The sequence below is a fragment of the Nonomuraea zeae genome (genome assembly GCF_005889725.1).
In the GTDB taxonomy this organism is placed as follows: Bacteria; Actinomycetota; Actinomycetes; order Streptosporangiales; family Streptosporangiaceae; genus Nonomuraea; species Nonomuraea zeae.
Genome location: NZ_VCKX01000186.1, coordinates 1 through 24,996, shown reverse-complemented (window position 1 = coordinate 24,996; position 24,996 = coordinate 1). Strand labels below are relative to the sequence as shown.

Here is a 24,996-nt window from a genome sequence, read left to right as displayed (position 1 = left end):
AGATGTGTATAAGAGCCAGGGCCGGGGGAGCGGGCCGCAGCAGGAGGGCGGCCGACCACGCCCGCTCGGCCCGCTCGGCCCGCTCGGCCGCGGCCTCGCCGAGCCGGGGGAAGACGTGCTCCTGGGCGGCGACGTGCCGGCACAGCTCGGGGTCAGGGCGCAGCCCGGCGTCGCGCAGCAGGCGGAGGTCGTCCTCGGCCCAGATCCACACGCCGTCCGTACGGGCCGCGCCGCCGCCGACGATCCGCCCCTGACCGAGGTAGGCCAGCAGCCGCGCCCGCTCCTCCGGATCGGGGAGCGGTGGCCGCTCCTGCTCGGGATCCTGCCGTGCGACGAGAAACGACCCCATTGCCTGCCTTTCGCCATCCGCCGACGCCCAGGGCATTCAAGCAAAGGGTCCCTTACCGATCAGCGGTTTCGGGGCGGGGCCGCCGAGAGTTCACCGATCATTAGCCGGGCGGCCGAAAACCGGGGCGCGCGCGGTGAGCTGCCGGCCGGAGCAGGCGAAGTCCGCTTCCACCGTCGGCGGCGGAACCACCTATGTATAGAGGGGATATTCGACCGACGGTCGGGCCTTGCCGGTTGTGGTCCATGTGCCGGAAACGCGCCCGGCCAGGTGATGCCGCCACCTCGAATTGCCTGTTCCACATCTCCCCCAGCGCCAGGTCGGGGTGGATCTGACGGACGACGCCCTGAGCGTGTAATGGATCTTGTCCAATTCTGGACACGGTGATCCACTCGTCACTGAACGAGAACGGCGGAGGTGACGGACGGTGACGGGAGGGCCCGGCGGAACGGCCGTGCGAAAGCGCTTTCACAAGTGCTTCCCGAGGTATGGACAGCGCACCCGCGTTCATGTTTCCTGATGGGCGAGTGATCACTCGCGCACCTATGGACAGCAGCACTCCCCTCATGCCGGTTGCCGAAGGCGTGCCCGCGGACAGCCGGTGTCTGATGCCTCTCTGGGGGTCAGGATGCGCCCGGTCCGTCGTCTTGTCATCACGCTTGTCTGCCTGGCCATGGCAGGCGCGTGTCTGCAGGGAGGCCCGTCGTCCGCGGCCTCCGTAGAAAGCTCCCTCGCCGGAGCCGGAGCCGGAGCGGGCACCTGCGCGCCCGCGGGCGGCGGGGCCGCCCCCGGTGCCGCGGCGCGCCAGGCGGCCGCGTCGGCCTTCAGGACGGCGGCCGGTCCGGACGCCGCCGTGAGCGTCGATCACGACGGCGCCCGGCTGCAGATCGGCAAGGGTGCGCTGCGTGACCGCACCGACATCGGGGTCACCCCGCTCAGCGAGGCCGAGCTGCCCGCGCTCGGCGCCGGCATGGACAACGTCACCATGGGGCCGCGGCGCGGTTACCGGTTCACCCCGACGCCGTTCACCTTCGACCAGCAGATCACGGTGGAGCTGCCCTACGACCCGGCGGCGCTCACCGCGACCGGGATGACGCCGTCCGACGTGCGCACCTACTACTTCGACGTGCCGGGCGGCTGCTGGCGCGCGCTCGAGCGGGTCACCGTGGACGAGCTGCGGCAGGTCGTCGTCTCGCGCACCGGCCACTTCACGGACATGGTGAACGCCGTCGTGACCGCGCCGGAGGGGCCGGAGCAGGTGTCGTTCGACCCCACGCAGATCAAGGGCATGCAGGCGGCGAACCCGGCCACGGGCGTGAACCAGATCGCGCCGCCGGTGGCCGAGAGCACGGGTGACGCGCGGCTGTCGTACCCGCTGGAGCTGCCGCAGGGCCGGGCCGGGCTGCAGCCCTCGCTGGCGGTCGCGTATTCCTCCGCCATGGCCAACGGCTGGCTGGGCGCGGGCTGGGACCTGACCGTGCCGATGATCAGCGTGGACACCCGCTGGGGCGTGCCGCGCTACGCCGCCGCCACCGAGACCGAGACCTACGTCGTGGCGGGTGAGCAGCTCACCCCGGTGGCCCACACGGGAGCGGCGCGCGAGAGGGTGGCCGACCGCGTCTTCCGCAGCCGGGTGGAGAGCTCCTTCGCCAAGATCGTCAGGAAGGGGGGCTCGCCCAAGACGTACACGTGGGAGGTCACCGACAAGTCCGGCACGCGCTCGACGTACGGAGGCGCGGGCGCCGTGCTCGCCGACGACGAGGGCAACGTGTTCACCTGGGCGCTGCGCGAGGTCCGCGATTCGCACGGGAACACCGTCCGCTACCGCTACACCCTGCAGGAGGACACCGGCGTCGCGGGCGGCGGCGTCGCCGGGCGCAACATCTACCCGGAAAAGATCACCTACACGGGCAGGGGAGAGACCGACGGGCCCTACTCGGTGACGTTCACCCGGGACCGGCAGCTGTCGGAGCCGCGTCGTACCGACGTGACGATCGACGCGCGCGGCGGGTTCAAGCGCGTGCTCGCGGACCTGCTGCGCAAGGTCGAGGTCAAGTTCGGCGACCAGCTCGTCCGGCGCTACGAGCTCGGCTACAAGGAGGGCGCCTTCCACAAGACGCTGCTGACGTCCATCGTCCAGTACGACGCCCGCGGCGAGCGGTTCGCCGGCCACGAGTTCGGCTACTTCGACGACATCCGCGACGCCGCAGGCGCGTACGACGCCTTCGCCCGCGTCCCCTGGTCCTCGCCCGCCGACGGCCTGGGCAACAGCGTGGTCAACGGCGTGCGGCCGGGCGCGGGCGACGCCAGCGCGCTGGGCGGCAACCTGTCGCGCGACACCGGCGGCCACCTGTACGTCGGCGTCGGCACCCGGCGGAGCAAGTCGGGCTCCATCGGCGTCAAGGCCGGCTATTCGAGCGGCACCGACGAGGGCCTGCTCGCGCTGGTGGACGTGGACGGCGACACGCTGCCGGACAAGGTCTTCAAGACCGGCGGCGGCATCGCCTACCGCAAGAACCTCGCCGGGCCGGGCGGCCGGCAGGGCTTCGCCGAGCAGGCGGTGCCGCTGCGCGGGCTGCCGGGCGTACTCGGCGAGAGCTCCAGCACGCGTACGGCGGGCATCGAAGGCTACCTCGGCGGCGTCGCGGCGCAGCTCGACTACATCGACGCCTTCACCACCACGTCCCGGTACTTCTCCGACGTCAACGCCGACGGCATCACCGACCTGGTGGACGGCGGGAACGTGCGCTTCGGCCGGGTCGGCGCGGACGGCGTGCCCGTCTACGGCTCCGCGGCCGAGACGCCGGTGCCGATCGGGACGAGCACGGTGGACCCGGACGGCATCCTGGCGGACTACCAGGCGGACCGGGAGCGGCGCGAGGAGTCCTTCCCGCTGGTCGACAGCGTGCGCCGCTGGGTGGCGCCCTTCGCCGGCACGGTCGGCGTCACGGGCCCCGTCACGCTGCTGCCCGAGCAGGACGACCAGGGCGGCACGCCCGACGGCGTGCGGGTGGCGATCCAGCACGAGGGCCAGGAGCTCTGGTCGGCGCGGATCGCCGCCGGCGACCACGGCGAGCACGCCCCGGAGGGCGTCCAGGCGATCCAGGTCGAGCGCGGGGACCGGCTCTACTTCCGGGTCGGCTCGGTGCACGACGGCTCGGCCGACCAGGTGTCGTGGGACCCGGTGATCACGTACGCGGAGCTGCCGGACGTCCCCGACGCCAACGGCCTGCCGCAGCACCGCTACACCGCGTCCTCCGACTTCACCCTCGCCGGCCGCGCCACCACGGTGACCGCGCCGCTCGACGGGACGCTGCATCTCAGCGGGGCGCTCACCAAGAAGGCCGCGACCAGCGACGACATCACGGCGGTGGTGACGCGCGGCGACGAGGTCGTGGTCGAGAGACGGATCCCGGCCGCGCAGACCGGCGCGGTGGACGTCTCCGCCGACGTCCCCGTGACCAAGGACCAGGAGCTGAGCTGGCGCATCCGGGTGGACTCGCCGGTGGACCTGGCCCAGATCTCCTGGGCGCCGCGGGCCCGCTACACCTCGGCGGAGTCCGAGCTGGCCTTCGAGCCCGCCTACGACGTCGACACCTACTCGGTGAACGACGCGACGGGGCCGGTCCGGCCGTACATCGTGGAAGGGGGCGGCACGCTGGCCGTCACGCCGTCGCTGACCGCCGGCGGCGGCACCGGCACGGTCGTCTTCACGGTCAAGAAGGCCGGGGCGCTGCTGGCGAAGAAGGCGATCGCCGTGACCGACGGGCAGGTGCCGGCGGACACGCAGGTGCAGGTCGAGGCCGCGGACGGAGACCGCCTGCACTTCGACTTCTCCGTCGCCGACCCCGCCTTCGCCGAGCAGGTCACCGCTCACCAGGTCACCGTCGGAGGCGTGGAGACGCCGAGCACGCTGCACCGGGCGGTCGTCGAAGGGGTCTTCCCCCGGCCGTACCGCGGCTGGAGCGTGATCGGGTACAACGGCAACAAGGACCGCGCCACGCAGCCGATCAAGCAGTCGGACCTCGACGTGGGCGACGACTTCGCCGACCAGCTGCCGGAGTCGGTGGACCCGCAGCGTGACCGTGCGGCGTTCGAGGCCGATCCGCGCATCAAGCCGCCTAACCTGATCGTCTTCGGCCCGCAGCCCGAGCAGGGCCGGTGGGGCGCGGGCGAGTTCTCGTGGATCGCGGCCGGATCGGTGGCCAGCTCGCGCCTGGGCGGCCCGTCCATCGGGCTCCCGGCGGCCACCGACCTGGAGGACGTGCGCGCGGTGCCGCGGATCTCCCGCTCCCAGCAGGTCTCGCTGACCGGGGGAGTGGGCGGCGGCGTCGGCTCGGCCGGCGGCAGTATTGCCGGCGGCACCAGCACCGGCGAGCTCGACTACCTGGACATGAACGGCGACGGCTTCCCCGACGTGGTCGGCGCGGAGGGGATCCAGTACACCGACCCGAGCGGCGTGCTCGGCACGACCCACGGCAGCCTGCCCGGCGACAGCGTGCGCTCGGCGCGCAACGTCGTGGGCAACGCCAGGGCCGGCAGCGCGGCCAGGACCATCGCCACCGGGCGCGGCCAGGCCGCCCCGACGGGGTGGGGCTCGGCGAGCACGGCGGAGGCGGGCAACGACATGCCGCCGCTGGGCATCGGCGGCGAGCTGGGCGGCGGCACCTCCGACGCCGAGTCCGACCTGCTGGACATCAACGGCGACGGGCTGCCCGACCGGGTCTACGAGGACGGGCGCGCGGCGCTGAACCTGGGCTACCGCTTCGCCGCGCCCGAGCCGTGGCCGGGCGGCAAGCTGAGCGCCGGTACGAGCGAGAACAGCGGGCTGAACATCGGCTTCGCGACGGACTTCTACGGGTTCGGCGGCGGCGGCGCGTTCGGCGCGGGAGCGTCGGCGGTCAAGGAGTCCCTGGCCGACGTCAACGGGGACGGGCTGGCCGACCGGGTGTTCGCCGGATCACCGATCAAAGTCGCGCTCAACACGGGCGCCGGGTTCGCCGCTCCCGTGGAGTTCGGCGGGAGTCTGTCGGGATTGAACGCCGACGCGTCGGCCAAGGTGGACGCCGCCGCATATTTCCGTATCTCTCACTGCTTCATCGCCGTCTGCGTGGTCATCAACCCCGGCGGGCACACCGGCACCGGCACCGGCCGCGCCGAGCAGGCGCTACGGGACCTCGACGGTGACGGCTTCCCCGACCATCTCGCCTCGACCAAGGACAGCGAGCTGACCGTGGCCGCCAACCGCACCGGCCGTACCAACCTCCTGCGCAGCGTCCAGCGGCCGCTCGGCTCCACGATCGAGCTGGACTACCGGCGGGACGGCAACACCTACGGCCTGCCCGAGTCCCGCTGGGTCCTGGCCTCCGCGACCACCCGCGACGGCCAGGCCGGCGACGGCGCCGACGCCCAGAGCAGCTCCTTCACCTACACGGGCGGCGTCTACGACCGCCTGAACAGGGAGTTCCTCGGCTACACCACCGTGGTGGCCTCCGACCTGGCCGAGAACGGCACCGTCTACCGCTCGACGGTGCGGGAGCACGAGACCGGCAGCTACTACACCCGCGGGCTGGTCAAGCGGGAACGGGTGACCGCGGGCTCGGGCGCGATCTTCACCGAGACCGCCCACCGCTACGAGCTGTGGGACGTCGAGGCCGAGCGCGTCGTGGACGGCGCGAGCACGTCCGCGAGCGTCTTCCCGCGGCTGGTCCGCACGGATCGCGCCTGGTACGAGGGAGGCGGCACGCCGGGGAAGACGACGTACGCCGAGATGTCCTACGACGCCTTCGGCAATGTCGTCCGATCGGTGGACCACGCCGACGTGGGATCGGCCGACGACGTCGTGACCACCATCTCCTACGTCTCCTGCCCCGGCGCCTACCTCGTGGGCATCGCCTCGAAGGTGCAGGTGGAGGGCGGCGGCGCTCTCATGCGCTCGCGCGAGTCGGAGGTCGACTGCGTCACCGGCGCCACCACCAGGCACCTGGCCAAGGCGACCGACGGCACGACGGCGGTGACCGACATCGCCTACTACGACACCGGCATGGTCAAGCAGATCACCGGGCCGGCCAACCACCGGAGCCAGCGTTACCGGCTCACCTACACCTACGACACCGCCACGGGCAGCTACGTGACCTCGACGACGGACAGCTTCGGGCTGCGCTCGTCGGCGGTCCACGACCTGCGCTTCGGCCAGACCACGTCGTCGACCGACGTCAACGGCCAGGTCATCCGCTACACCCACGACGCCGCCGGCCGCATCGCCTCGGTGACCGGCCCGCACGAGAGCGGCGAGCAGAAGACGATCACGCTGGAGTACCACTCCGACGCCGCCGTCCCGTACGCCGTCACCCGCCATCTCGACCGCGCGGCGAACGGGCAGGTGAAGCCGGACACGATCGACACGATCACCTTCACCGACGGCCTCGGCCGGGTCATCCAGACGAAGAAGGACGCCACCGTGGCCGGCGCGGCGGTGATGACGGTGTCGGGGCGGAGCGTCTTCGACGCCTTCGGCCGCGTCGTCCGCCGGCACTATCCGATCACCGAGGCCAAGGGCGCGGCCAACACCGTGCTCAACCCGGCCTTCGACCCGGTCCGCCCGACCGCCGTCAGCTACGACGTGCTCAACCGGACGACCAGCACGACGCTCCCCGACCAGACGCGGATCACCAACTCCTACGGCTTCGCCCCCGACCGCGCGGGGGTGCCGCGCTTCGAGTCGGTGACGACGGACGCCAAGGGCAACGCGCGGGCCACGTACGCCGACGTCCGGAACCTGGCCACGTCCGTCCAGGAGCAGGGCGGCATCTGGACCGTCTACGCCTACGACCCGCTCGGCCAGCTCGTCAGGGTGACCGACGCCAAGAACAACAGCACCCTGGCGACCTACGACCTCCTCGGCCGCCGGACCTCGGCGACCATCCCCGACGGCGGGACGACGCGCTGGGCGTACGACCTCGCCGGCAACGTCATCAAGAAGACCAACCGGGCGGAGGTGAAATACACCTACGACTTCGACCGGCTCACCAGCGTCGACTACCCGGTCTTCACCGGCAACGACGTGAGCTACACCTACGGCGGCTCGGGCGCCGCCGCGAACGGGGCCGGCCGCATCGTCAAGATCGAGGACGGCGCCGGCGAGACCGTCAGGAAGTACGGCCCGCTGGGCGAGGTCGTCGAGGAGACCAGGACGCTGCCGGGCTCCGGCTCGCACGAGAAGTCCTTCACCACCGGCTACCGCTACGACGCGTGGGGCCGGGTCCTGCGGCTCACCTACCCGGACGGGGAGGTCCTCTCCTACGGCTACAACAGCGGCGGCCTGCCCGACTCGGCCACCGGCCTCAAGAACGGGCAGAGCTACCCCTACCTGAAGCGGCTCGACTACGACAAGTTCGACCAGCGGGTGCTGCTCGTCGCGGGCAACGGCACCGAGACCCGCTACACCTACGACGACGAGGACCGCCGCCTGTCCCGGCTCCAGGCCACGCTCCCCACCGGTTATGCCTTCCAGAACCTCGCCTACGACTACGACGAGGTGGGCAACCTCACCTCCGCGCGGAACGAGACCCAGCCGCCCGGCCCGCTGGACCAGTCCCGGCTGGGCGGGCCCAGCACCCAGTCCTTCACCTACGACAACCTCTACCGCCTGACCAGCGCGCACGGCGAGTACGCGGTCAGCGCGAACAAGACCGACTCCTACCTGCTGTCGATGTCGTACGACACCCTCCACAACCTCACCGCCAAGAGCCAGCGGCACGTGATCACCATCGGTGACGCCGGCCACGAGCAGGTCCAGGGCCGGACCACCTACAGCCAGACCTACGACTTCACCTCACGGCCGCACGCGCCCGAGACCATCGGCGCCGACCGGCTGCGCTACGACGCCGACGGCAACCTCGTCGACCGCGTCACCGAGACCTCGGGCGGCCCGCGCAGGCAGCAGATCTGGGACGAGGACAACCGCCTGGCCTGCGTGCACGACAACGCCAAGAACGAGACCCTCCCGCAGACCCCCGCCTCCTGTGACCAGCCGGGCAAGCCGCCGTCGGTCCGCTTCCGCTACGACGACCAGGGCGGCCGGTCGGTCAAGGACGGCGCCCAGACCGTCCTCTACCCGAACCAGAACTACACGGCGCGCAACCAGACGGAGTTCAAGCACGTCTTCGTCGGGACCACCAGGCTGGTGACCAAGACCGCCAAGTCCGGCAACTCCTACGAGAAGGACCAGTTCTACTACCACGGCGACCGCCTCGGCTCCACCGGCTTCGGCACCGACGCGGCAGGCAAGCTGGCCGAGCACGTCAACTACTTCCCGACCGGGGAGACCTGGGTCGACGAGCGGCCGGGGGAGAAGAACCCGTACCTGTTCTCCGGCAAGGAGTTCGACGAGGAGACCGGCTACTACAACTACGGCGCCCGCCACTACGACCCCAGGTCGAGTCTCTGGCAGTCGGCCGACCCGGCCGACTACCTGAGCGAGGGCGACCAGGAGCCGAAGAACCTGTCGGCGTACTCGTACGCGCACAACAACCCGACCGGCCTGGCCGACCCGGACGGCCGGCAGGCGGTGGACACCCGGCGCCTGATGGGCCTGGCCAGCGCGCACGGCATCACCCGCGACGCGCGGGCGGTGATGGGCAGGTACTTCGAGGACGCCGTCATCCGCTCGATGAACCGGATGAACGCGCTGGGCACGGTGAAGAACACCGAGTACTTCCTGTCGCCGCAGCGCGCGGCGGCCACCGGCGGCACGTTCACCCGCGTGGTGCCGGACATCGTCGGCGGGCTGCTGGTCGGCAAGATCGGCCCCGGCGGCGTCCCGATCCCGACGGACTTCATCCTCCGGTACGTCTTCTACGAGGTGAAGGCCGTCAGCCGGCCCATCGGCCTGGACTACAGCGATCACCAGATCCGCGGCCTCATCGACGCGGCGGCCATCCGCGGCCAGGAGGAGAGCTTCCGCACCGGCTACGCCCCCTACGTGGTGCTCGTCTCCACGAGCAACACCTCCTTCAGCACCAGGACCCGCTCGTGGCTGGACGGCTTCATCACGCCCAGGCAGACCCCCGCCGAGTACGCCGACCAGCGCGGCGTGGCGCTCTGGCACGCCGTCGTCTACGAGGTCGGCGGCGACCGGAACAACCCGGAGATCCTGGTCGGCCCGATGACCCCGGTCAACACGGTCGCCCAGAACCTGATCCGGGCCGCGGGAGCGCAGACGGTCGTGCCGCTGGGCGGCCCGGTGCCGTTCTTCACCCAGGCCCCGGGCGGCGGCATCGGCCCGGCGCCACCCATAACCTCCGGCGATCCCGATCCCACGATCGTGGACGACCCCTCGGCCGTCCCCTGACGGCACCGGACGGCACGGGCTCGCTCGCCAGGGGGGCCCGTGCCGTCCGGTGGCGGCCGTGAGATCGTCCGGCCGGCCCCCGCACCGCGCACCTGGCCGTCCCGGTGGAGACCTCCGGCGCTCTCGAACTGGTGCTCGCCCTGGTCAGCGTCGCGATCAAGGCCGACGGCCCGTCCCGGACGACATCCCCCCGCCGCCCACCGTGGAGCCCGCCGGCGGGCGTCAGGTGACGAGATTGGGGCAGGCGGATGGTATGGAGCGGATGTCCCTGCTGGACTTGACGCCGGGTCTGCGGGTGGATGACAGCGACGACGACGACCCGGTGTTGCTGCTGCCTGACGGAACCAGGGTGGACACCTGGCGTGAACATTACCCGTACCCGGAGCGGCTGCCCCGCCAGGAATATGAGTATTTCAAGCGATTGCTGCAGATCGAGCTGCTGAAGCTGCAGTACTGGGTCAAGGCGAACGGGCAACGCCTGGTGATCGTGTTCGAGGGCCGGGACGCGGCGGGCAAGGGCGGGACGATCAAGCGCTTCATGGAGCACCTCAACCCGCGCGGCGCGACCGTGGTGGCGCTGGAGAAGCCGTCGGAGCGCGAACGTACCCAGTGGTACCTGCAGCGGTACATCGCGCACCTGCCCGCCGCCGGGGAGATCGTCCTGTTCGACCGCTCCTGGTACAACCGGGCGGGGGTGGAGCGGGTGATGGGCTTCTGCACCGAGGCCGAGTGCCGGGAGTTCATGGCGCAGGTGCCGACGTTCGAGCGGGCCCTGGTCCGCGACGGCATCCACCTGATCAAGCTGTGGTTCTCGGTGACCCGCTCCGAGCAGCGCACCCGCTTCATCATCCGCCAGGTCGACCCGGTACGGCAGTGGAAACTGTCCCCGATGGACCTGGCCTCGCTGAACAAATGGAACGAATACACCGCCGCGAAGGAGGAGATGTTCCTCAACACCGACATCCCCGAGGCGCCGTGGACGGTCATCAGGAGCAATGACAAGAAGCGGGGCCGGCTGGAGGCGATGCGCCACGTGCTGAGCCTGTTCGACTACGACAACAAGGACCGCGACGTGGTCGGCACCCCCGACCCGCTCATCGTCAGATCGGCCTCCGACATCTACGACGAGGACCACGTCGTACCGCCCGCCTGAGCGCCGGGCACCCGGGCGTCTTGATGGAGATCATGCCGCGTGTCATGTTCGGGTGGTGAGCGATCCCGATCCTCCGGCCCCGGCCGATCGGTTCACCATCGATGACTTCGTCCGCCAGGGGCCACGTGAGTGGCGGCAACTGCCCAAGCTGGTGCGCGGCTCGTTCCGGCTGGCCTGGGCGGCGGGCCGCAAGGAGCTGCTGCTCGGCGCCGGCCTGCAGGTGTTCAACGGGGTCGCGATAGCCGCTCAGCTGCTCATCGGGCGTGAGCTGCTCCAGGCGCTGCTGGGCAGCGGCGCCTCGGGCCCGTCGGTGATCATCCCGAGCCTGGTCGCGATGGTCGCCGTCGGCACGCTGCAACGCTTTGGCGCCGCGGCCGAGCAGGAGCAGAACGAGCTGCTGCGGGAGCTGGTCAGCCAGCACGCCGAGGGCCGCATCCTGGACGTGGCGGGCCGGGTCGAGCTGGCCTGGTTCGAGTCCCCGGAGTTCTACAACCGGCTCCAGCGCGCCTCCATGGGGTCGGGGATGCGCACCATGCAGATGGTGCAGGGCCTGTTCGGCCTGGCCAGGTCCCTGGCCGGGACCGCGGGCGGCGTGGCGGTCCTGCTCGTGCTCCAGCCGCTGCTCGTGCCGCTGCTGGCGGTCACCGCGCTCCCGCTGTGGATCGTCATGCAGCGCAACAGCCAGGCCACGTTCAGGTTCTTCGTCGGGATGACGCCGCTGGAGCGGGCGCGGCAGTACCTGGCCGGGCTGTTCACCGACCGGCAGACGGTCAAGGAGGTGCGCGCCTTCGACCTGTCGGCCTACCTGCGCGACCGCTACGACCGGCTGGGCGCCGAACGCGTCACCGAGCTGCGCGGGGTGACCCGCACGCGGTTACGCCGCTCGCTGCTGGGCAGCCTGGCGTCCGCGCTGCTGGTCGGGGCGACGTTCGCGATCCTCGGCTGGCTGTACGCCGGCGGGCGGCTGGACCTGGCCTCGGCCGGCGTGGCCGCCGCCGCGCTCCTCCAGCTCTCCGGCGCGCTGACCATGATCGGGATGGGGACGACCCAGCTGTACGAGGCCTCGCTGTTCGTCCAGGACTACACCGCCTTCCTGGCGCTGGACGAGCGCCGGCCGCGGGCCGCGAAGCCGGCCCCGCCGCCCTTCGGCGAGCTGCGCGCCGACTCGGTCACCTTCGTCTACCCGGGTTCGTCCACCCCGGCGCTCCGGGACGTGTCGCTCACGATCAGGGCCGGGCAGGTGACCGCGCTGGTCGGCGAGAACGGATCCGGCAAGACCACCCTGGCCAAGCTGCTCGCCCAGCTCTACCGGCCGACGTCGGGACACATCCGGTGGGACGGCCACGACACCGGCGGATACGACCAGGAGACGTTGAGCGCCTCCATCACCGTGATCTTCCAGGATTTCGTCCAATATCACCTCACGGCCAGGGAGAACATCGCCCTCGGCCGCCACGAGCGGCTGGCCGACACCGGCGCCGTCCACGAGGCCGCGCGCCTGGCCGACGCCGACGACTTCCTGTCCCGCCTCACCGAGGGCTACGAGACGATCCTGGGCAAGGAGTTCATGGGCGGGACCGACCTGTCGATCGGCCAGTGGCAGCGCGTGGCCCTGGCCCGCGCCTTCTTCCGCGACGCGCCGTTCATCGTCCTCGACGAGCCCACGGCCGCCCTGGACGCCCGCGCGGAGCACGAGCTGTTCGAGCGCATCCGCCAGCTCTTCAGGGACCGCACGGTGCTGCTGATCTCCCATCGCTTCTCGACGGTCCGCTCGGCCGACCACATCTACGTCCTGCACGAGGGCGAGATCGACGAACACGGCACGCACGAGGAGCTCATGACCTCCCAGGGCCGCTACGCCGAGCTCTTCACCCTCCAGGCGGCGTCGTACCTGGACCCGGACGGGGCCTGACCGCGCCGCGGCCGGCTTCAGCGCTCGCCGTCGAGGCCGGCGAGCACCCCGGGTGACCCGCCCGCCCGGAGTCGCCTATGTGCCGGTGCATGCCTGCCGGTTGACTCGTGACGTATTTGTTCCTGTCTCGTGACGGATGACCAGAATGAAGTGATCGTTCGCTTTCCCGTCAGCCCCTCTCTGCACACCGTTCACATGAGCACTCCAACGTGTCCGCCCGGGAGCAGGCCGTCTTACCGGTCCGCTCCGGCACGTAAGAGAAGGGACATGGCCTGATGCGGCCAGCAGCACGAAGATTCCTGAGCGGTTTAGCAAACCGGGGGCGGCTCGCCACCGTCGGTACGGTCGCGGTGCTGCTCGTGAGCAGCCTCGTGACGGCGGCGTACGCCGACCCCCAGCCGGGCGAGCAGGAGCGGGGCCGGCCCAGCCCGGCGCCGACCGGCTCCCGGACTCCTCCGGCGCTCACCCCGGCCGCGGGTTCCTACCTGGAGGGCACGGTGAAGGTCGCGGCGGTCCCGGCCACGGCCGGTGACAGCGTCACGAAACTCGCCGTCGACGACACCGCCATCGACGCCACCAGGACCGTGGGCGTCTCCAGGCTCAGCTTCGACGTCGGCTCGAACTCGACGGAGGCGCAGTATCACAGCTACGTGCTGGTCAACGGCACGTACCGGAGCGACATCGGCGACTTCGTCAGCGAACGGGCCTCCATCGAGATCCCCAACGAGAGCCTCGTCAAGGGCGAGAACACCGTCGAGTTCGTCGTCGGCACGATCCAGTCCTCGTGCGGCGTCAACTACGACGACTTCGTGCTGTCCGACGTGGGCCTCGAGCTGCTTGGCGAGGTCGCGGACGGCGAGGACAACCCGTACACCCTCTCCTTCGGCGACGGCAGCTGCGGCACGAACACCACGCTGCTGAAGCGGGCCACGCTCAAGTTCTTCTTCCAGTCCGACCCGCAGGGGACCACCGGCCTGGCCGCGGACGTGGACACCACGAAGCTGGCCAACGGCGAGCACGCCATCACCGCGACCACCACGTCCGGGGCGAGCGTCAGGAACACCGTCACCGTGAACAACGCCCCGGCCGGCGCGCCGCGGCTGACGCCCACGGACGGCACGCTCGTGGCAGGCACCAAGTCCGTCTTCGCGAACCTCCCGGCGGCCGGCGCGGGCGGCGTCAAGGACCTCACGGTCGACGGCGAAGAGCCCGCCACCAAGGCCACGCTCGGCAACGGCGCCGCGCAGTTCTCCTTCGACGTGGGCGCGGACTCGATCGACGACAAGTTCGACGACTTCCTGCTCGTCAACGGCAAGCGCATCGACCTGGGCGGCTCCTGGGCGAGCCGGCGGGTGACCGTGGCGGTGCCGGCCAGGTTCCTGGTGCCGGGCGACAACACGATCAAGGTCGTCACCGGCGACTACAAGGAGTCCTGCGGCAACAACCGCGACGACTTCACCATCGCGAACCTCGGGCTCGACCTGGACGGCGCCACGGTGACCGGCCAGGACGTCAAGGCGTCGTACGAGCTGGGCGACGGGGCCTGCGGCGACAGCCAGACCGCCCTGCGCGAGGCCGAGCTGCGCTACACCATCGACGCCCCGGCCGCGCACGTCACGCAGACGCTCGGCTCCGGCGAGGCGACCCTCAGCTTCAACGTGGGCAGCAACTCGATCGAGGCGCGCTACCAGAACCACGTGCTCGTCAACGGCCAGAAGGTCGTGCTCGACGGCGACTTCGTCAGCCGCCGCGTCGACCTGACGATCCCGAACGAGTTCCTGGTGCCCGGCTGGAACACGATCGACTTCGTGGCCGGGACCTTCCCGACGTCGTGCGGCAACAACCGCGACGACTTCACGATCTCGAACGTCGCCCTCACCCCCGCGCAGGGCACGGCGGCCGGCCAGCTGCTCAAGACCTCGTACGGCATGGGCGACGGCAACTGCGGCGACAACGTGAACCCGCTCACCGAGATCGACCTCGAATTCCTGGTGGACGGCCAGGCCCGCGGCCTGCGCGCGGACCTCGACACCACCGCGATCAAGGACGGAAAGCACACCCTGTCGGCCACGTCGGCCACGGGCGAGGTCGCCACCCGGCTCCTGATCAGCGACAACTCGGCGCCGAAGGTCGCCAGGAGCGTCCCGGCCGCGAAGGAGAAGATCACCGCCACGGTCGTGCTCGACGTCAAGCTCGAAGACGCCTCGGGCGTCGTGTCGGGGCCGGACGTCAAGCTCGACGGCCGGCCGATCGAGCTGGGCGCCCAGGTGGGTCCCGGCCTGCGGGCCGGTACGCACACGCTGGCCGTGACCGGGGCCGACGGGCTCGGCAACACCGCGACCCAGGAGATCGTCTTCGAGTCCGCGGGCATCCCGGACGTCCCCGCCGAGCTGACCCCGGCGCTGGGCACCGTGGACGTCTCCGACCCCGTCAAGCTCTCGGCGAAGGTCGCCGAACCCGACGGCGGCGAGGTCACGGCGACGTTCTCCGAGGCCAAGATCCTCGCGCCGGAGCAGGTGTACCAGGGCACGGCCCAGACTCTCCCGACGACCTTGCAGGTCCCGGGGGAGAAGCGGGTCAAGGCCGACGGACTCGACCCCGCCGACGGCAGGACGCTCGACGCACCCGCCGGTCAGGACCTCACCTACCAGCGCTTCGACGTCAAGGTCGAGGGCCACGTGGACGCCCCGGTGCTGCGCTGGGAGGGCGCCATCGACCCGCAGCGGCTGGCGTCGCTGCGGGTCTGGAACACCAGGGCCAGGGCGTGGGACCTGCTGACGAGCTCCCGCGGCGCCGCCGAGGGCAAGACCACGCTCACGGCCGTCGTCGACGAGAAGTACATCGACAAGCGGGAGGTGCACGTCATGGTGACGGGCGAGGACCCGTTCGCCGACGACATCGAGCCCGGCGACCCGAACGGCTTCGCCGACCCCGCCACGTACGACTTCTCGATCGTCCACTTCACCGACACGCAGTACATCTCCGAAGGCGCGGTGGAGCAGGAGACGGCCGAGGAGCGCGCGGTGTGGGAGTCCGCCTACTCCGGCATCGTCAACTGGATCGCCGCGAACAAGGACCAGCGCAAGATCTCGTACGTCGCCCACACCGGCGACATCATCGAGAACAACATCCGCAAGCCCGCGGACGAGGCCACGCAGCGGCAGGTCACCGGCGAGTTCGAGGTGTCATCGAAGCAGCAGCGCGTGCTGGACGACGCCGACATCCCGAACGGCGTGATCGCCGGCAACCACGACAACCAGTCGGGCACCGAGGACGGCCCCGAGGCCATCTACAACAAGTACTACGGCCCCGGCCGCTACCAGGACGCCGCGCAGGGCTGGGAGCACGCCGGGTACGGCGGGCCGTGGAAGGAGGGCGACAACCAGAACCACTACGACCTGTTCTCCGCCGGTGGCCTGGACTTCGTCGTGGTCGGCCTGTCGTACGGGGTGACGAGGGAGGAGGCCGAATGGGCCGGCTCCGTCTTCAAGAAGTTCCCCGGCCGCAACGGCATCCTGCTCTCGCACGACTACCTCGTGCCGAGCACCAACCCCGACGGCCGCGGCGCCGGATTCTCCGCGCCCGACGGCTCGATGCTGTACAAGACGGTGGTCGAGAAGAACCCCAACGTCTTCCTCATCCTCGCCGGTCACGAGCATGGCGTGGGCACCAACGTGAAGCCGAAGGTTGGCCAGGTCGGCAACGGCGTCGTCGAGCTGCTGGCCGACTACCAGTTCTACACGGTGTCGGCCGACCGGCTCGGGCTCACCGAGATCGGCGGGTACAACCCGCAGGACCAGCTCCAGTTCGGGGCGAGCTTCTTCCGGCTGCTGCAGTTCGACGTCAAGCGGGCCGAGCTGAGCGTGGACACCTACTCGCCGCTGCTCAACGACTTCGGCGCCGCCGAGTTCGACCCCCTGCGCCGCTACAACGGCCTGGAGGACAACATGGTGCTGCCGGTCGATCTCACCTCCAGGACGACCACGTTCCAGACCGACTCCCTGGCGCTCTACAAGCCCAGCCGGATCATCGGCAAGAGCAAGGTCGCTTCGGGCCAGGTCGCCTCGGTCACCTGGAACCGCCTCAAGGACGACACGGCCTACGCCTGGTTCGTCACGGCCCGTTCCGCCGGTGGCGGCGTGACCGCCTCCGAGCCGAGCGTGTTCGTCACGAAGGACGAGCACGGCCGGCCGGGCAAGTGGGGGCCTGACTCGCCCCTGTACCACTGGTTCAACCGCTGATCCAGCGCCGCCCCGGGCCTCGTCCGGGGCGGCTTTCACCCCCTGACCCGGAGAAACGACCCATGTCCCGCTGGCGCAGGCTGTCCTCCTTCGTCCTCGCCGTCCTCGTCGTCGGCGTGCCGGCCGGCCTCGCGCGTCCCGCCCCGGCGGCGGCGCACGACGCCACCACGACCGCCCAGGCCCAGGTGACCGGCTCGGGCGCGAGCGTCAGGGCCGTGCTCGACCTTGAATACGACCTCCTCATGAAGTCGGCCTGGCTCTACGCGGAGGCGTACGAGGCGAAGGAACGCGCCGAGCAGCTCCGCCAGCTCAGGATCAACCGCGACGCGGTGAACGACTACGTCACGAGACGCTTCGAGGTGGCGTACGACGGCAAGCCGTGCGTCCCCACGCAGGCGGGCGACGCGGACGTGCGCCCGCGCGACCAGGTGGCCTTCGCCGTCATCACGCTCTCCTACACCTGCGCGGGCGCGGGCGGCGGGGGAGCGTACGCGATCTCCAGCGCGTTGTTCCCCGACTCCGAGACCTTCGTCCACAGCACGAAGACCATGGTCACCTACGAGCTCGGCGGCGAGCGGGGCTCCGCCGTCCTGACCGCCCCGAGCCCGACGGTACGGGTCGGCGAGGACCGGGCCGCGAGCCAGATCGGCGAGTTCTTCCTGCTCGGGGCCGAGCATCTGCTGTTCGGCCTGGACCACGTGCTCTTCCTGCTCGCCCTGCTCATCGGCGCGCGCCGCCTGCGTGACGTCGTCGTCACGGCCTCCGCCTTCACGGCCGCGCACAGCATCACGTTCCTGCTGGCGGCGATGGGGATCGTGCAGGCGCCGGGCGCGGTCGTGGAGCCGATCATCGCCGGGTCGATCGTCGTCGTGGCGCTGGCCAACCTCCTGGGCCGGGAGGAGGACCGGCTGGGCAGGTGGCGGCTGCCCGTCGTCTTCGCCTTCGGCCTGGTCCACGGGCTCGGCTTCGCGGGCGCGCTGGACATCGACGAGAGCGGGTCGTGGGGGCTGCTGCTGTCGCTGCTCAGCTTCAACGCCGGCATCGAGGTGACCCAGCTCGTGCTCGTCGCGGTGCTCTTCCCGCTGCTGGTGCTGCTGCGCCGCACGGCCGCGGCCCGCTGGGGGGTGGTCGCGCTGTCCGTCCCGATCGTGGCGGTCAGCCTGTACTGGTTCTTCGACCGCATCCCGCTGCCGCTCTGAACCCTCCCTCACCGGTACGTCATGCTGGTCGCATGAGCAGCAGCCCCAACGGCGAGTCCGCCGCCGAGCACAGCGATCTGCTGGACGCCACCCCCGGCCTGTGGGTGGAGGACCACGACGACGACGATCCCGTCCTGATGCGCGTGGACGGCCGGCCTGTCGACACCTGGCGCCAGCACTACCCTTACGACTCGCGCCTGGCCCGCGAGCCTTACGAGCGCGACAAGCGGCTGTTGCAGATCGAGCTGGTCAAGCTGCAGTACTGGATCAAGGACACCGGGCAGCGGCTGGTGGTGCTGTTCGAAGGGCGCGACGCGGCCGGCAAGGGCGGCACCATCAAGCGCTTCACCCAGCACCTCAACCCGCGCGGGGCGAGCGTCGTGGCGCTGGAGAAGCCGAACGAGCGCGAGCGCACCCAGTGGTACTTCCAGCGCTACGTCGCCCACCTGCCGGCCAAGGGGGAGATCGTGCTGTTCGACCGCTCCTGGTACAACCGGGCCGGGGTCGAACGCGTCATGGGCTTCTGCACCGAGCAGGAATACCTGGAGTTCGTCGACCAGGCGCCGCGCCTGGAGCGCATGCTCGTGGAGTCGGGCCTGCACCTGGTCAAGCTGTGGTTCTCGGTCTCGCGCGCCGAGCAGCGGACCCGGTTCATCATCCGGCAGGTGGACCCGGTCCGCCGGTGGAAGCTGTCGCCGATGGACCTGGCCTCGCTCCACAAATGGGACGAGTACACCGCGGCCAAGGAGGAGATGTTCCTGCACACCGACACCGAATCCGCGCCCTGGACGGTCATCAAGAGCAACGACAAGAAGCGCGCCCGCCTGGAGGCCATGCGCCACGTGCTCAGCCTGTTCGACTACGAGGGCAAGAACCACGAGGTCGTCGGCGTGCCCGACGAGCGCATCGTGATCTCCGCGGCCGACATCGTCGACGAGGACCACGCGCTGCCCGACCCGGCCTGAGAGCCGGGCCGGGCCCGGCGGTCAGTCCGCGCGCGAGAAGCGGACGGCGTCGGCGACCACGTGGCCGTCGGCGGCGTCGGTGAGCTCGACCGTGCCGGCGATGCCCGCGGCGAAGCGGAACGTGCCCAGCGACACCCATTCGCCGCCACGGGCGCCGGGGAGGCCGCGGGCCGTCTGGTCCACCGTGACCCGCGTGCTGCCCTCGGCGTGGTGGACGACGTAGGCGGCGGCGCGGGAGCGGTTCGAGGCGGCGGAGTAGGAGACCCTCACCTCGTAGCGGGCGTCGGCGGGCAGGGCCGGCTGCCAGCGGACCGTCGCGCTGCCGTCGCCGGGCGGGTGGGAGGCGTAGTTGGCGCCGTAGTAGCCGGCCACGCCGGTGCCCGACGGCCAGGAGCCGGCGACCACCGTCCAGCCCAGCGCGCCGTTGTCGACCGTGACGTCCTCGTCGGCGTCCGCCGGGGCGGGCGCCTGGATGAGGCTCAGCTCGTCGAGCGAGAGGCTCCGGCCGGCGCCCCGGCCGGGGCCGGTGACGGTGAAGCGCACGGTGTGCCGGCCGGGAGAGAGCCGCATGGTTCCCAGCAGCCGCACGTCGTAGCCTTCCGCGTGCTCGGAGGTGGTGTCGATGGTCGCGTTGCGGGGCTTCGCGCCGTCCACGGTCACGGTGGCCAGCCCGCCGTCCGGGGCGCGGTAGTAGCGCAGGAGCAGGTCGTACTCCCCGCCGCGGGGCACGGTGAGGCGGTATTCCAGATGGTCGCCGTCGGCGCCGGGGGTGAACACGGCGCGGGCGCCGGCGCGGGCGGTGGGCTCCCTGACGACGGTGACCGTGCCGCCGGAGTGCCTGGTGCCGGCCAGGCGGGCCAGGTCGTACGCCTTTTCCTTGACGCGCGGGCCGGTCGCGAGGCTGTCGCGGCCCTGGGTGAGCCATTCGAGGTTGAAGCGGCAGACGTTCACCTTGAGCGGGAAGCTGGCGATGTCGCCGTCGCAGCCGTAGATGAGCAGGATGGTCCCGTCGGAGAGCCGGGCGAGGTCGGAATAGTAGGAGCGGCCGGGGTTGACGACACGGCTGTAGCGGAAGGAGTGGGCGCCGTCGTAGCTCACCGAGACGGTCATGTTGTAGCGCATGGGCGCGTCCGGGCGGCTGAACAGGACGCGGTCGCGCGAATAGCCGAGCAGGCCCGCGTCCACCGCGTTGAACTGTCCCGTCGAGCCGTCCAGCTTCGGCGCCGACCAGGTCAGGCCGCGGTCGTGGCTGACCGAGACGATGCGCTGCCGGTTGCCGCCGGCCGCGGCGCGGCCGTTGACGAGGACGGAGCCGTCGGCGCGCTGCACGAGCCTGGCCTCGTTGATGGGGTAGTCGGCGGACACCGGGACGGCGCCGGTGGCCTGCCAGGTCCGCCCGTGGTCGTCGCTGTAGACGGACGCGATCCCGTACATGCGCTCGGCCACGGTGTTGCCGACGATGACCCGCCGGTGGGCGACGTTCATCAGCAGCCGCCCGTTGTCGAGCTGGATGCCGTGGCCGGGGCCGGGGGAGTGCAGGGCCCACTGGTGAGCGAAGTGGTCGAACAGGTCGGCCAGCACGCGCGGCTGCCCCCAGGTGAGGCCGCCGTCGGTGCTGGAGACCACGTGCAGGACGCCGGTGTCGCCGGAGCAGGAGGTGTTCTCGGGCAGGCGGGCGGACAGGTTGTAGAACAGGAAGACCTCGCCCGTGCCGCGGTCGCACACCAGCGCCGGGTTGCCCCACGACTGGCCGTCGGCCGAGGTCACGACGGCTTGGGAAGGGCTCCACGTCCTGCCGCCGTCTGTGCTGCGGCGCAGCAGCAGGTCGCGCGGTCCCGCGTCGCAGACCTCGTGGCGGCCTTCCGACAGGGCGAGGACTGTGTCGTCGGGCAGCACGGTGAGCGCGTGCACGTGGTAGTTGGCCAGCGTCCCCGTGGAAGAGTCCCACAGGGTGACCTCCTCGAAGAGCGGCGTGGCCGGTCCCGGCGCGGCGGCGGCCGCGGCGGGGGGACGGACGGTGAGGGCCGCGCCCGCGGCCACGCCCAAGGCGAACGTCCGGCGGCCGATGGGTCGATCGATCATTCGTGCTCCCGAGATCGGAGGGGGGTGAGCAGGCCGCGGCGCGCCCGGCAGGGGCCCGGGCGCGCCGCGACGTCAAGGCGGGACCGGTCAGTAGCCCCGCACCTGGGGCCAGGCCAGCTCGAAGCCGTCGGCGACCAGCTCGGCCTGGAAGCGTTCCAGCGCGGCCGGGTCCTCGTGGACCTGGGCGGGTTCGAGGCCGTGCCGCACGCAGTGCGCCGCCAGGGCGCCGGCCGCCTCGCCGATGTTCCACTCCACCGGGTGCAGCCGGTAGCAGCCGTTGGTGATGTGCGTGGTGCCGAGGCTCTTGCCGGCGGCCAGCACGTTGGTCACGCGCAGCGGCAGCAGCGCCCCCAGGGGGATCTGGAACGGGCAGCTCGCCACGTCGATGTAGTTGTCGCCGCCGGTGGACGGGTGCAGGTCGATGCGGTACATGCCGATGCCCACGGTGTCGGGGTAGGCGACGGCGCCGTGCTCGCCGCGCACCGCCAGCGACAGGTCGTGCTCCACGATCGTGCGGCGGGCGCGGATGCGCCGCGACTCGCGGATGTAGGGGCTCTTGGCCAGGCCGTCGGAGGTCCCCATGACGTCGGGGCGCAGCCGCAGCCCCGGCCAGCCGGTGCCGCCGTCGGGCCGGGGCGCCTCGGTCTGCAGCCAGTAGAGCATGCTGAGCGCCTGGTTCCTGGCGCCCTGGAGGTGCGTGGCCCGCTCGTCGTCGCCGACGCCGATCAGCGGGCCGGGCAGGTAGTCGATCTGCGGCCAGTTGACGATGACGACGTCGCTCTCGGCGAAGCCCGGCTCGAACACCTCCCGGCACACGACGCGCCGGAACACCCACAGGTCCTTGTCGCCGGGGTCGCGGCTCTGGTCGGCGACGACCGGCCCCGACGAGCCGTGCGGCACGAACGTGCGCACCGCCGGCTCCAGCGTGCGCGGGTCGGGCGCGGTGAGGCTGAGCAGGCGGTCCGGCCAGAACGGCGGGCGGTAGTCGCGCCAGAAGGAGTACTGGTCGGGCTTGTCGATCGTGTGGTCCTGGCCGGCGCGGTGCTCGATGGCGAAGACCCAGGAGAACGCCTGCATGTTGGCCGGCTGCGCCTGCGCGGGAGCGCTCGGCTCGCCGGTCTCCGCGGCCGACTCGAAGCCGGTGACGTGCTCGATCCCGGCCAGCGGCAGCAGGTCGCCCAGCTCGGTGGCGTCGAGCACGTACCGGGCGCGGACGTGGCACAGCTCGCCGTCCGGGCCGGCGAAGCTCACCCCGGTCACCCGGTCGCCGTCCACGTCCGCGGCCACCGGCCGGTGCAGGTAGCGGATGGTCAGCCGCCCGGCGGCCAGGTAGGGGCCGACCATGTCGGCCAGTACGGCGGCGGCCACGCGCGGCTCGCAGCAGAGCCTGCTGACCGTGCCGCGTCCCGGGTTGAGGTCGGGCGCCTCCCTGGACTCCCGGGTGAGCGGGTACCAGGTGCGGTAGTGATCGCGGATGGCATCGCGCAGCCTGCGGTAGGAGCGGGTCGCGCCGAACTGCTCGATCCACGGATGCTCGTCCGGTGGCACGCCCTGGCTGGTGAGCTGCCCGCCCAGCCAGTCGGTCTCCTCGGTGAGCACCACGGTACGGCCGCGCCGCAGCGCCGCCAGTGCCGCCGCCACTCCGCCCATTCCGCCCCCGATTACCAGAACGTCGGCTTCGGCGCCCGTCACGCCGCACCACCTTTCTCGAAGAAGTCGACCTCGCCGCGCTCCATGAGAACGATGAGGCTCAGCAGCGCGCCCCAGGTCTGGAACGGCTCGCTGTTGGGTTTGTCGCACGCGCCGCCGTGGCTGCTGGAGTAGTTCTCGTGCACGTGGCGCAGCTCGTTCCATTCCTTGAGCACCAGCCGGGAGCTGCCCTCGGCGAGCCACGCGGCCGCCGGGCGCTCCCCGGCGCGCAGCAGCCCGAGGTAGACCAGGAAGTTCACCGGCGGCCACGCCCGCCCCGCCCAGTAGCTGCCCTCGCCGACGTGGACCTGCTCGCCGCGGGGCGAGGTCGGCAGCAGCCATTCGCCGCCGAACCCGTCGTCGGCCATCAGGTGCCCGGACACCATCCGCCGGATCCGCTCCGCGGAGCCGACGCCGGCCAGCAGCGGGTAGAAGCTCATCGCGGACAGCCGCTCGGTGAACAGCCCGATGTCGGTGCGCCGGCTGCGGTAGATGCCGCCCTGCTCGTCCCACAGGGACTCCATCGCCGCCACGACGCTCGCATGCCGCTCGCGCAGCTCCGCCGCGGCCTGCCGGTCGCCGAGGAGGTCGGCGAGGTCGGCCAGCGCCTCGCAGTCGGCCGCGTACAGGCTGCTCATGCCCACGTCGTGTGCGGCGAGCAGGCTCTTGGCCTGGTCGAAGGGGACGTCGTCGAAGACGGGGTGGCCGTCCCAGCCGGTCTCGCAGGTCGCGCCGAAGTGCTGGTGGATGCGCGGGATGTCCTGCGGCGAGGGGTACTCGGGGTCGAAGTACGTCGACCCGGCGCACAGCAGGTCGCCGTCCCTGCGCGCCCGCCACCACCAGCGGTTCCACGACAGCAGCGGCTCGAAGGTCTCCTCCAGGAACCACCGGTCGCCGAACCTGCGGTAGAGCTCGCGGACCACCAGCGAGCCCACCGGCGGCTGGGACCCGTCGTAGGTCCTGCGGCCGGTGCCCTGCTCGACGTTCGGGACGAAGCCTTCAGGGGTCAGCGCCCGCAGCATCTCGACGGTGTTGACGTAGGCCAGCTCCTTGCTCGACACGGCCGCCAGCAGCGCGTTGAAGAACGCGTCCCAGCAGAACAGGGCGTAGCCGCCGCGCTTGCCGACGTTCCAGAGCCGGCTGACGGTCGTGAGCACGCGGGACTGCGCCGGCTCGTAGATCGTGTTCCACGAGATGGCGTCCCTGACGATCTCGCGGTGCTGGGCGAGGGGGTCGCCGCCGGCCGTCCCGAGCTCGGCGGAGGCGCGCCCGACGAGCTCCGCGATCTCGGGCAGGTCCCGGGCGCGGCCGGTGCTGATCCCGACGGCACCGGTCAGCTCCATCGCCAGGTACGGCCCGTCGATGTCGGTGTAGGGGTCGTCCACGTGCGGGGCGGTGCAGAAGACCCGGACGGTCCCGCCGGGCCCCTCGGCCGTGATCCGGTCGCCGTCGCGGGTGACGGAGCCCGGCCGGTTCCACAGGTAGCCGGCGCCGATGGTGAGCAGCGCGCTCTTGGGCTGGTTGGCCGTGGGCGTCACCAGCACCACCAGGTCGCCGTCCGCGTGCGCGGTCTGCACCCGGATGGTGATGCCCGCCCACGTCACGGTCGTCTCGGTGTAGCGGCCGTCGTAGGCGTGCCGGCCCAGGGTGACGGTCTCCGCGCCTTCGGTGCGGCGGCCGATCTGGGCGGCGCGCAGCGACGTGCCCCGGTAGTACTCCTTCAGGCCGAGGGACAGGCCCAGGGCGTCGGGGAGGAGGACCTGGGTGAGCACGCTGCGCGTGTCCCACGTGTTCCAGCCTCGGGTGAGCGCGGCCTGGATGTCGGCGTAATTCGTCATGCGTCCTTCACGTCAGTGTCAGCTCGGGGATCCACACCCGCTTGGCGTGGGGGCCACGGTTGGCCCAGGTGCAGTAGGGGATCAGGGTGCGGCCGGCGGGCCGCGCCGGCAGGCCGGGGCCGGTGACTCGCCGGGAAACGGGCATGGTCATGCGACTCTCCTCGGGGGAGCTCCTGAGGACAGGACGGGGCAGAGGGCTATTCGGGGCGGCGGGCCGCC

At 71.3% G+C, this 24,996-nt stretch carries 10 protein-coding genes and 1 pseudogene; 6 read left to right on the top strand and 5 right to left on the bottom strand.

Annotated elements, in window-relative coordinates; genetic code table 11:
• Positions 1–349: pseudogene (locus ETD85_RS41305) on the bottom strand (hypothetical protein); the annotation flags it as partial.
• 670 nt (positions 350–1,019) lie between these two features.
• Here ETD85_RS41305 and ETD85_RS41300 point away from each other — a divergent pair.
• The 6 genes from ETD85_RS41300 to ppk2 (ETD85_RS41275) all read left to right on the top strand — a co-directional run bounded on the left by ETD85_RS41300 (position 1,020) and on the right by ppk2 (ETD85_RS41275) (position 19,168).
• Entirely contained in the window at positions 1,020–9,698 is an 8,679-nt protein-coding gene (locus ETD85_RS41300; RefSeq protein ID WP_138695283.1) for a SpvB/TcaC N-terminal domain-containing protein, read from the top strand.
• 262 nt (positions 9,699–9,960) lie between these two features.
• Positions 9,961–10,851, top strand: a complete 891-nt coding sequence (gene ppk2, locus ETD85_RS41295; RefSeq protein WP_138695282.1) for a polyphosphate kinase 2 — start codon at positions 9,961–9,963, stop codon at positions 10,849–10,851.
• A gap of 55 nt (positions 10,852–10,906) precedes the next feature.
• Complete coding sequence (locus ETD85_RS41290) at positions 10,907–12,763, top strand: ABC transporter ATP-binding protein (protein ID WP_138695281.1); 1,857 nt, start codon at positions 10,907–10,909, stop codon at positions 12,761–12,763.
• A 359-nt stretch (positions 12,764–13,122) separates the two neighbouring features.
• Entirely contained in the window at positions 13,123–17,004 is a 3,882-nt protein-coding gene (locus tag ETD85_RS41285; RefSeq protein ID WP_170247123.1) for a metallophosphoesterase, read from the top strand.
• A gap of 62 nt (positions 17,005–17,066) precedes the next feature.
• A complete protein-coding gene (locus ETD85_RS41280; protein WP_138695279.1) occupies positions 17,067–18,203 on the top strand; it encodes a HupE/UreJ family protein in 1,137 nt (378 codons plus the stop codon).
• A 32-nt stretch (positions 18,204–18,235) separates the two neighbouring features.
• Positions 18,236–19,168 (top strand): polyphosphate kinase 2, encoded by a 933-nt coding sequence (gene ppk2, locus ETD85_RS41275; RefSeq protein ID WP_138695278.1) that lies wholly within the window; start codon positions 18,236–18,238, stop codon positions 19,166–19,168.
• Between the two features lie 21 nt (positions 19,169–19,189).
• On the opposite strand, the gene ETD85_RS41270 is transcribed toward ppk2 (ETD85_RS41275), so the two are convergent.
• The 4 genes from ETD85_RS41270 to ETD85_RS63645 all read right to left on the bottom strand — a co-directional run bounded on the left by ETD85_RS41270 (position 19,190) and on the right by ETD85_RS63645 (position 24,928).
• Positions 19,190–21,250, bottom strand: a complete 2,061-nt coding sequence (locus ETD85_RS41270; protein WP_138695277.1) for a golvesin C-terminal-like domain-containing protein — start codon at positions 21,248–21,250, stop codon at positions 19,190–19,192.
• 87 nt (positions 21,251–21,337) lie between these two features.
• On the bottom strand, positions 21,338–22,942 hold the full coding sequence (locus ETD85_RS41265) for an FAD-dependent oxidoreductase (protein WP_240779760.1): 1,605 nt from the start codon (positions 22,940–22,942) through the stop codon (positions 21,338–21,340).
• Positions 22,939–24,777: an MGH1-like glycoside hydrolase domain-containing protein gene (locus tag ETD85_RS66185; protein WP_138695275.1), complete on the bottom strand. Its 1,839-nt coding sequence runs from the start codon at positions 24,775–24,777 to the stop codon at positions 22,939–22,941. Before ETD85_RS66185 ends, ETD85_RS41265 begins: the two co-directional genes overlap by 4 nt.
• A 7-nt stretch (positions 24,778–24,784) precedes the next feature.
• The gene (locus ETD85_RS63645) at positions 24,785–24,928 is read right to left on the bottom strand and encodes a hypothetical protein (protein ID WP_170247122.1); all 144 of its coding nucleotides are present in this window, start codon (positions 24,926–24,928) and stop codon (positions 24,785–24,787) included.
• Positions 24,929–24,996: the final 68 nt, after the last annotated feature.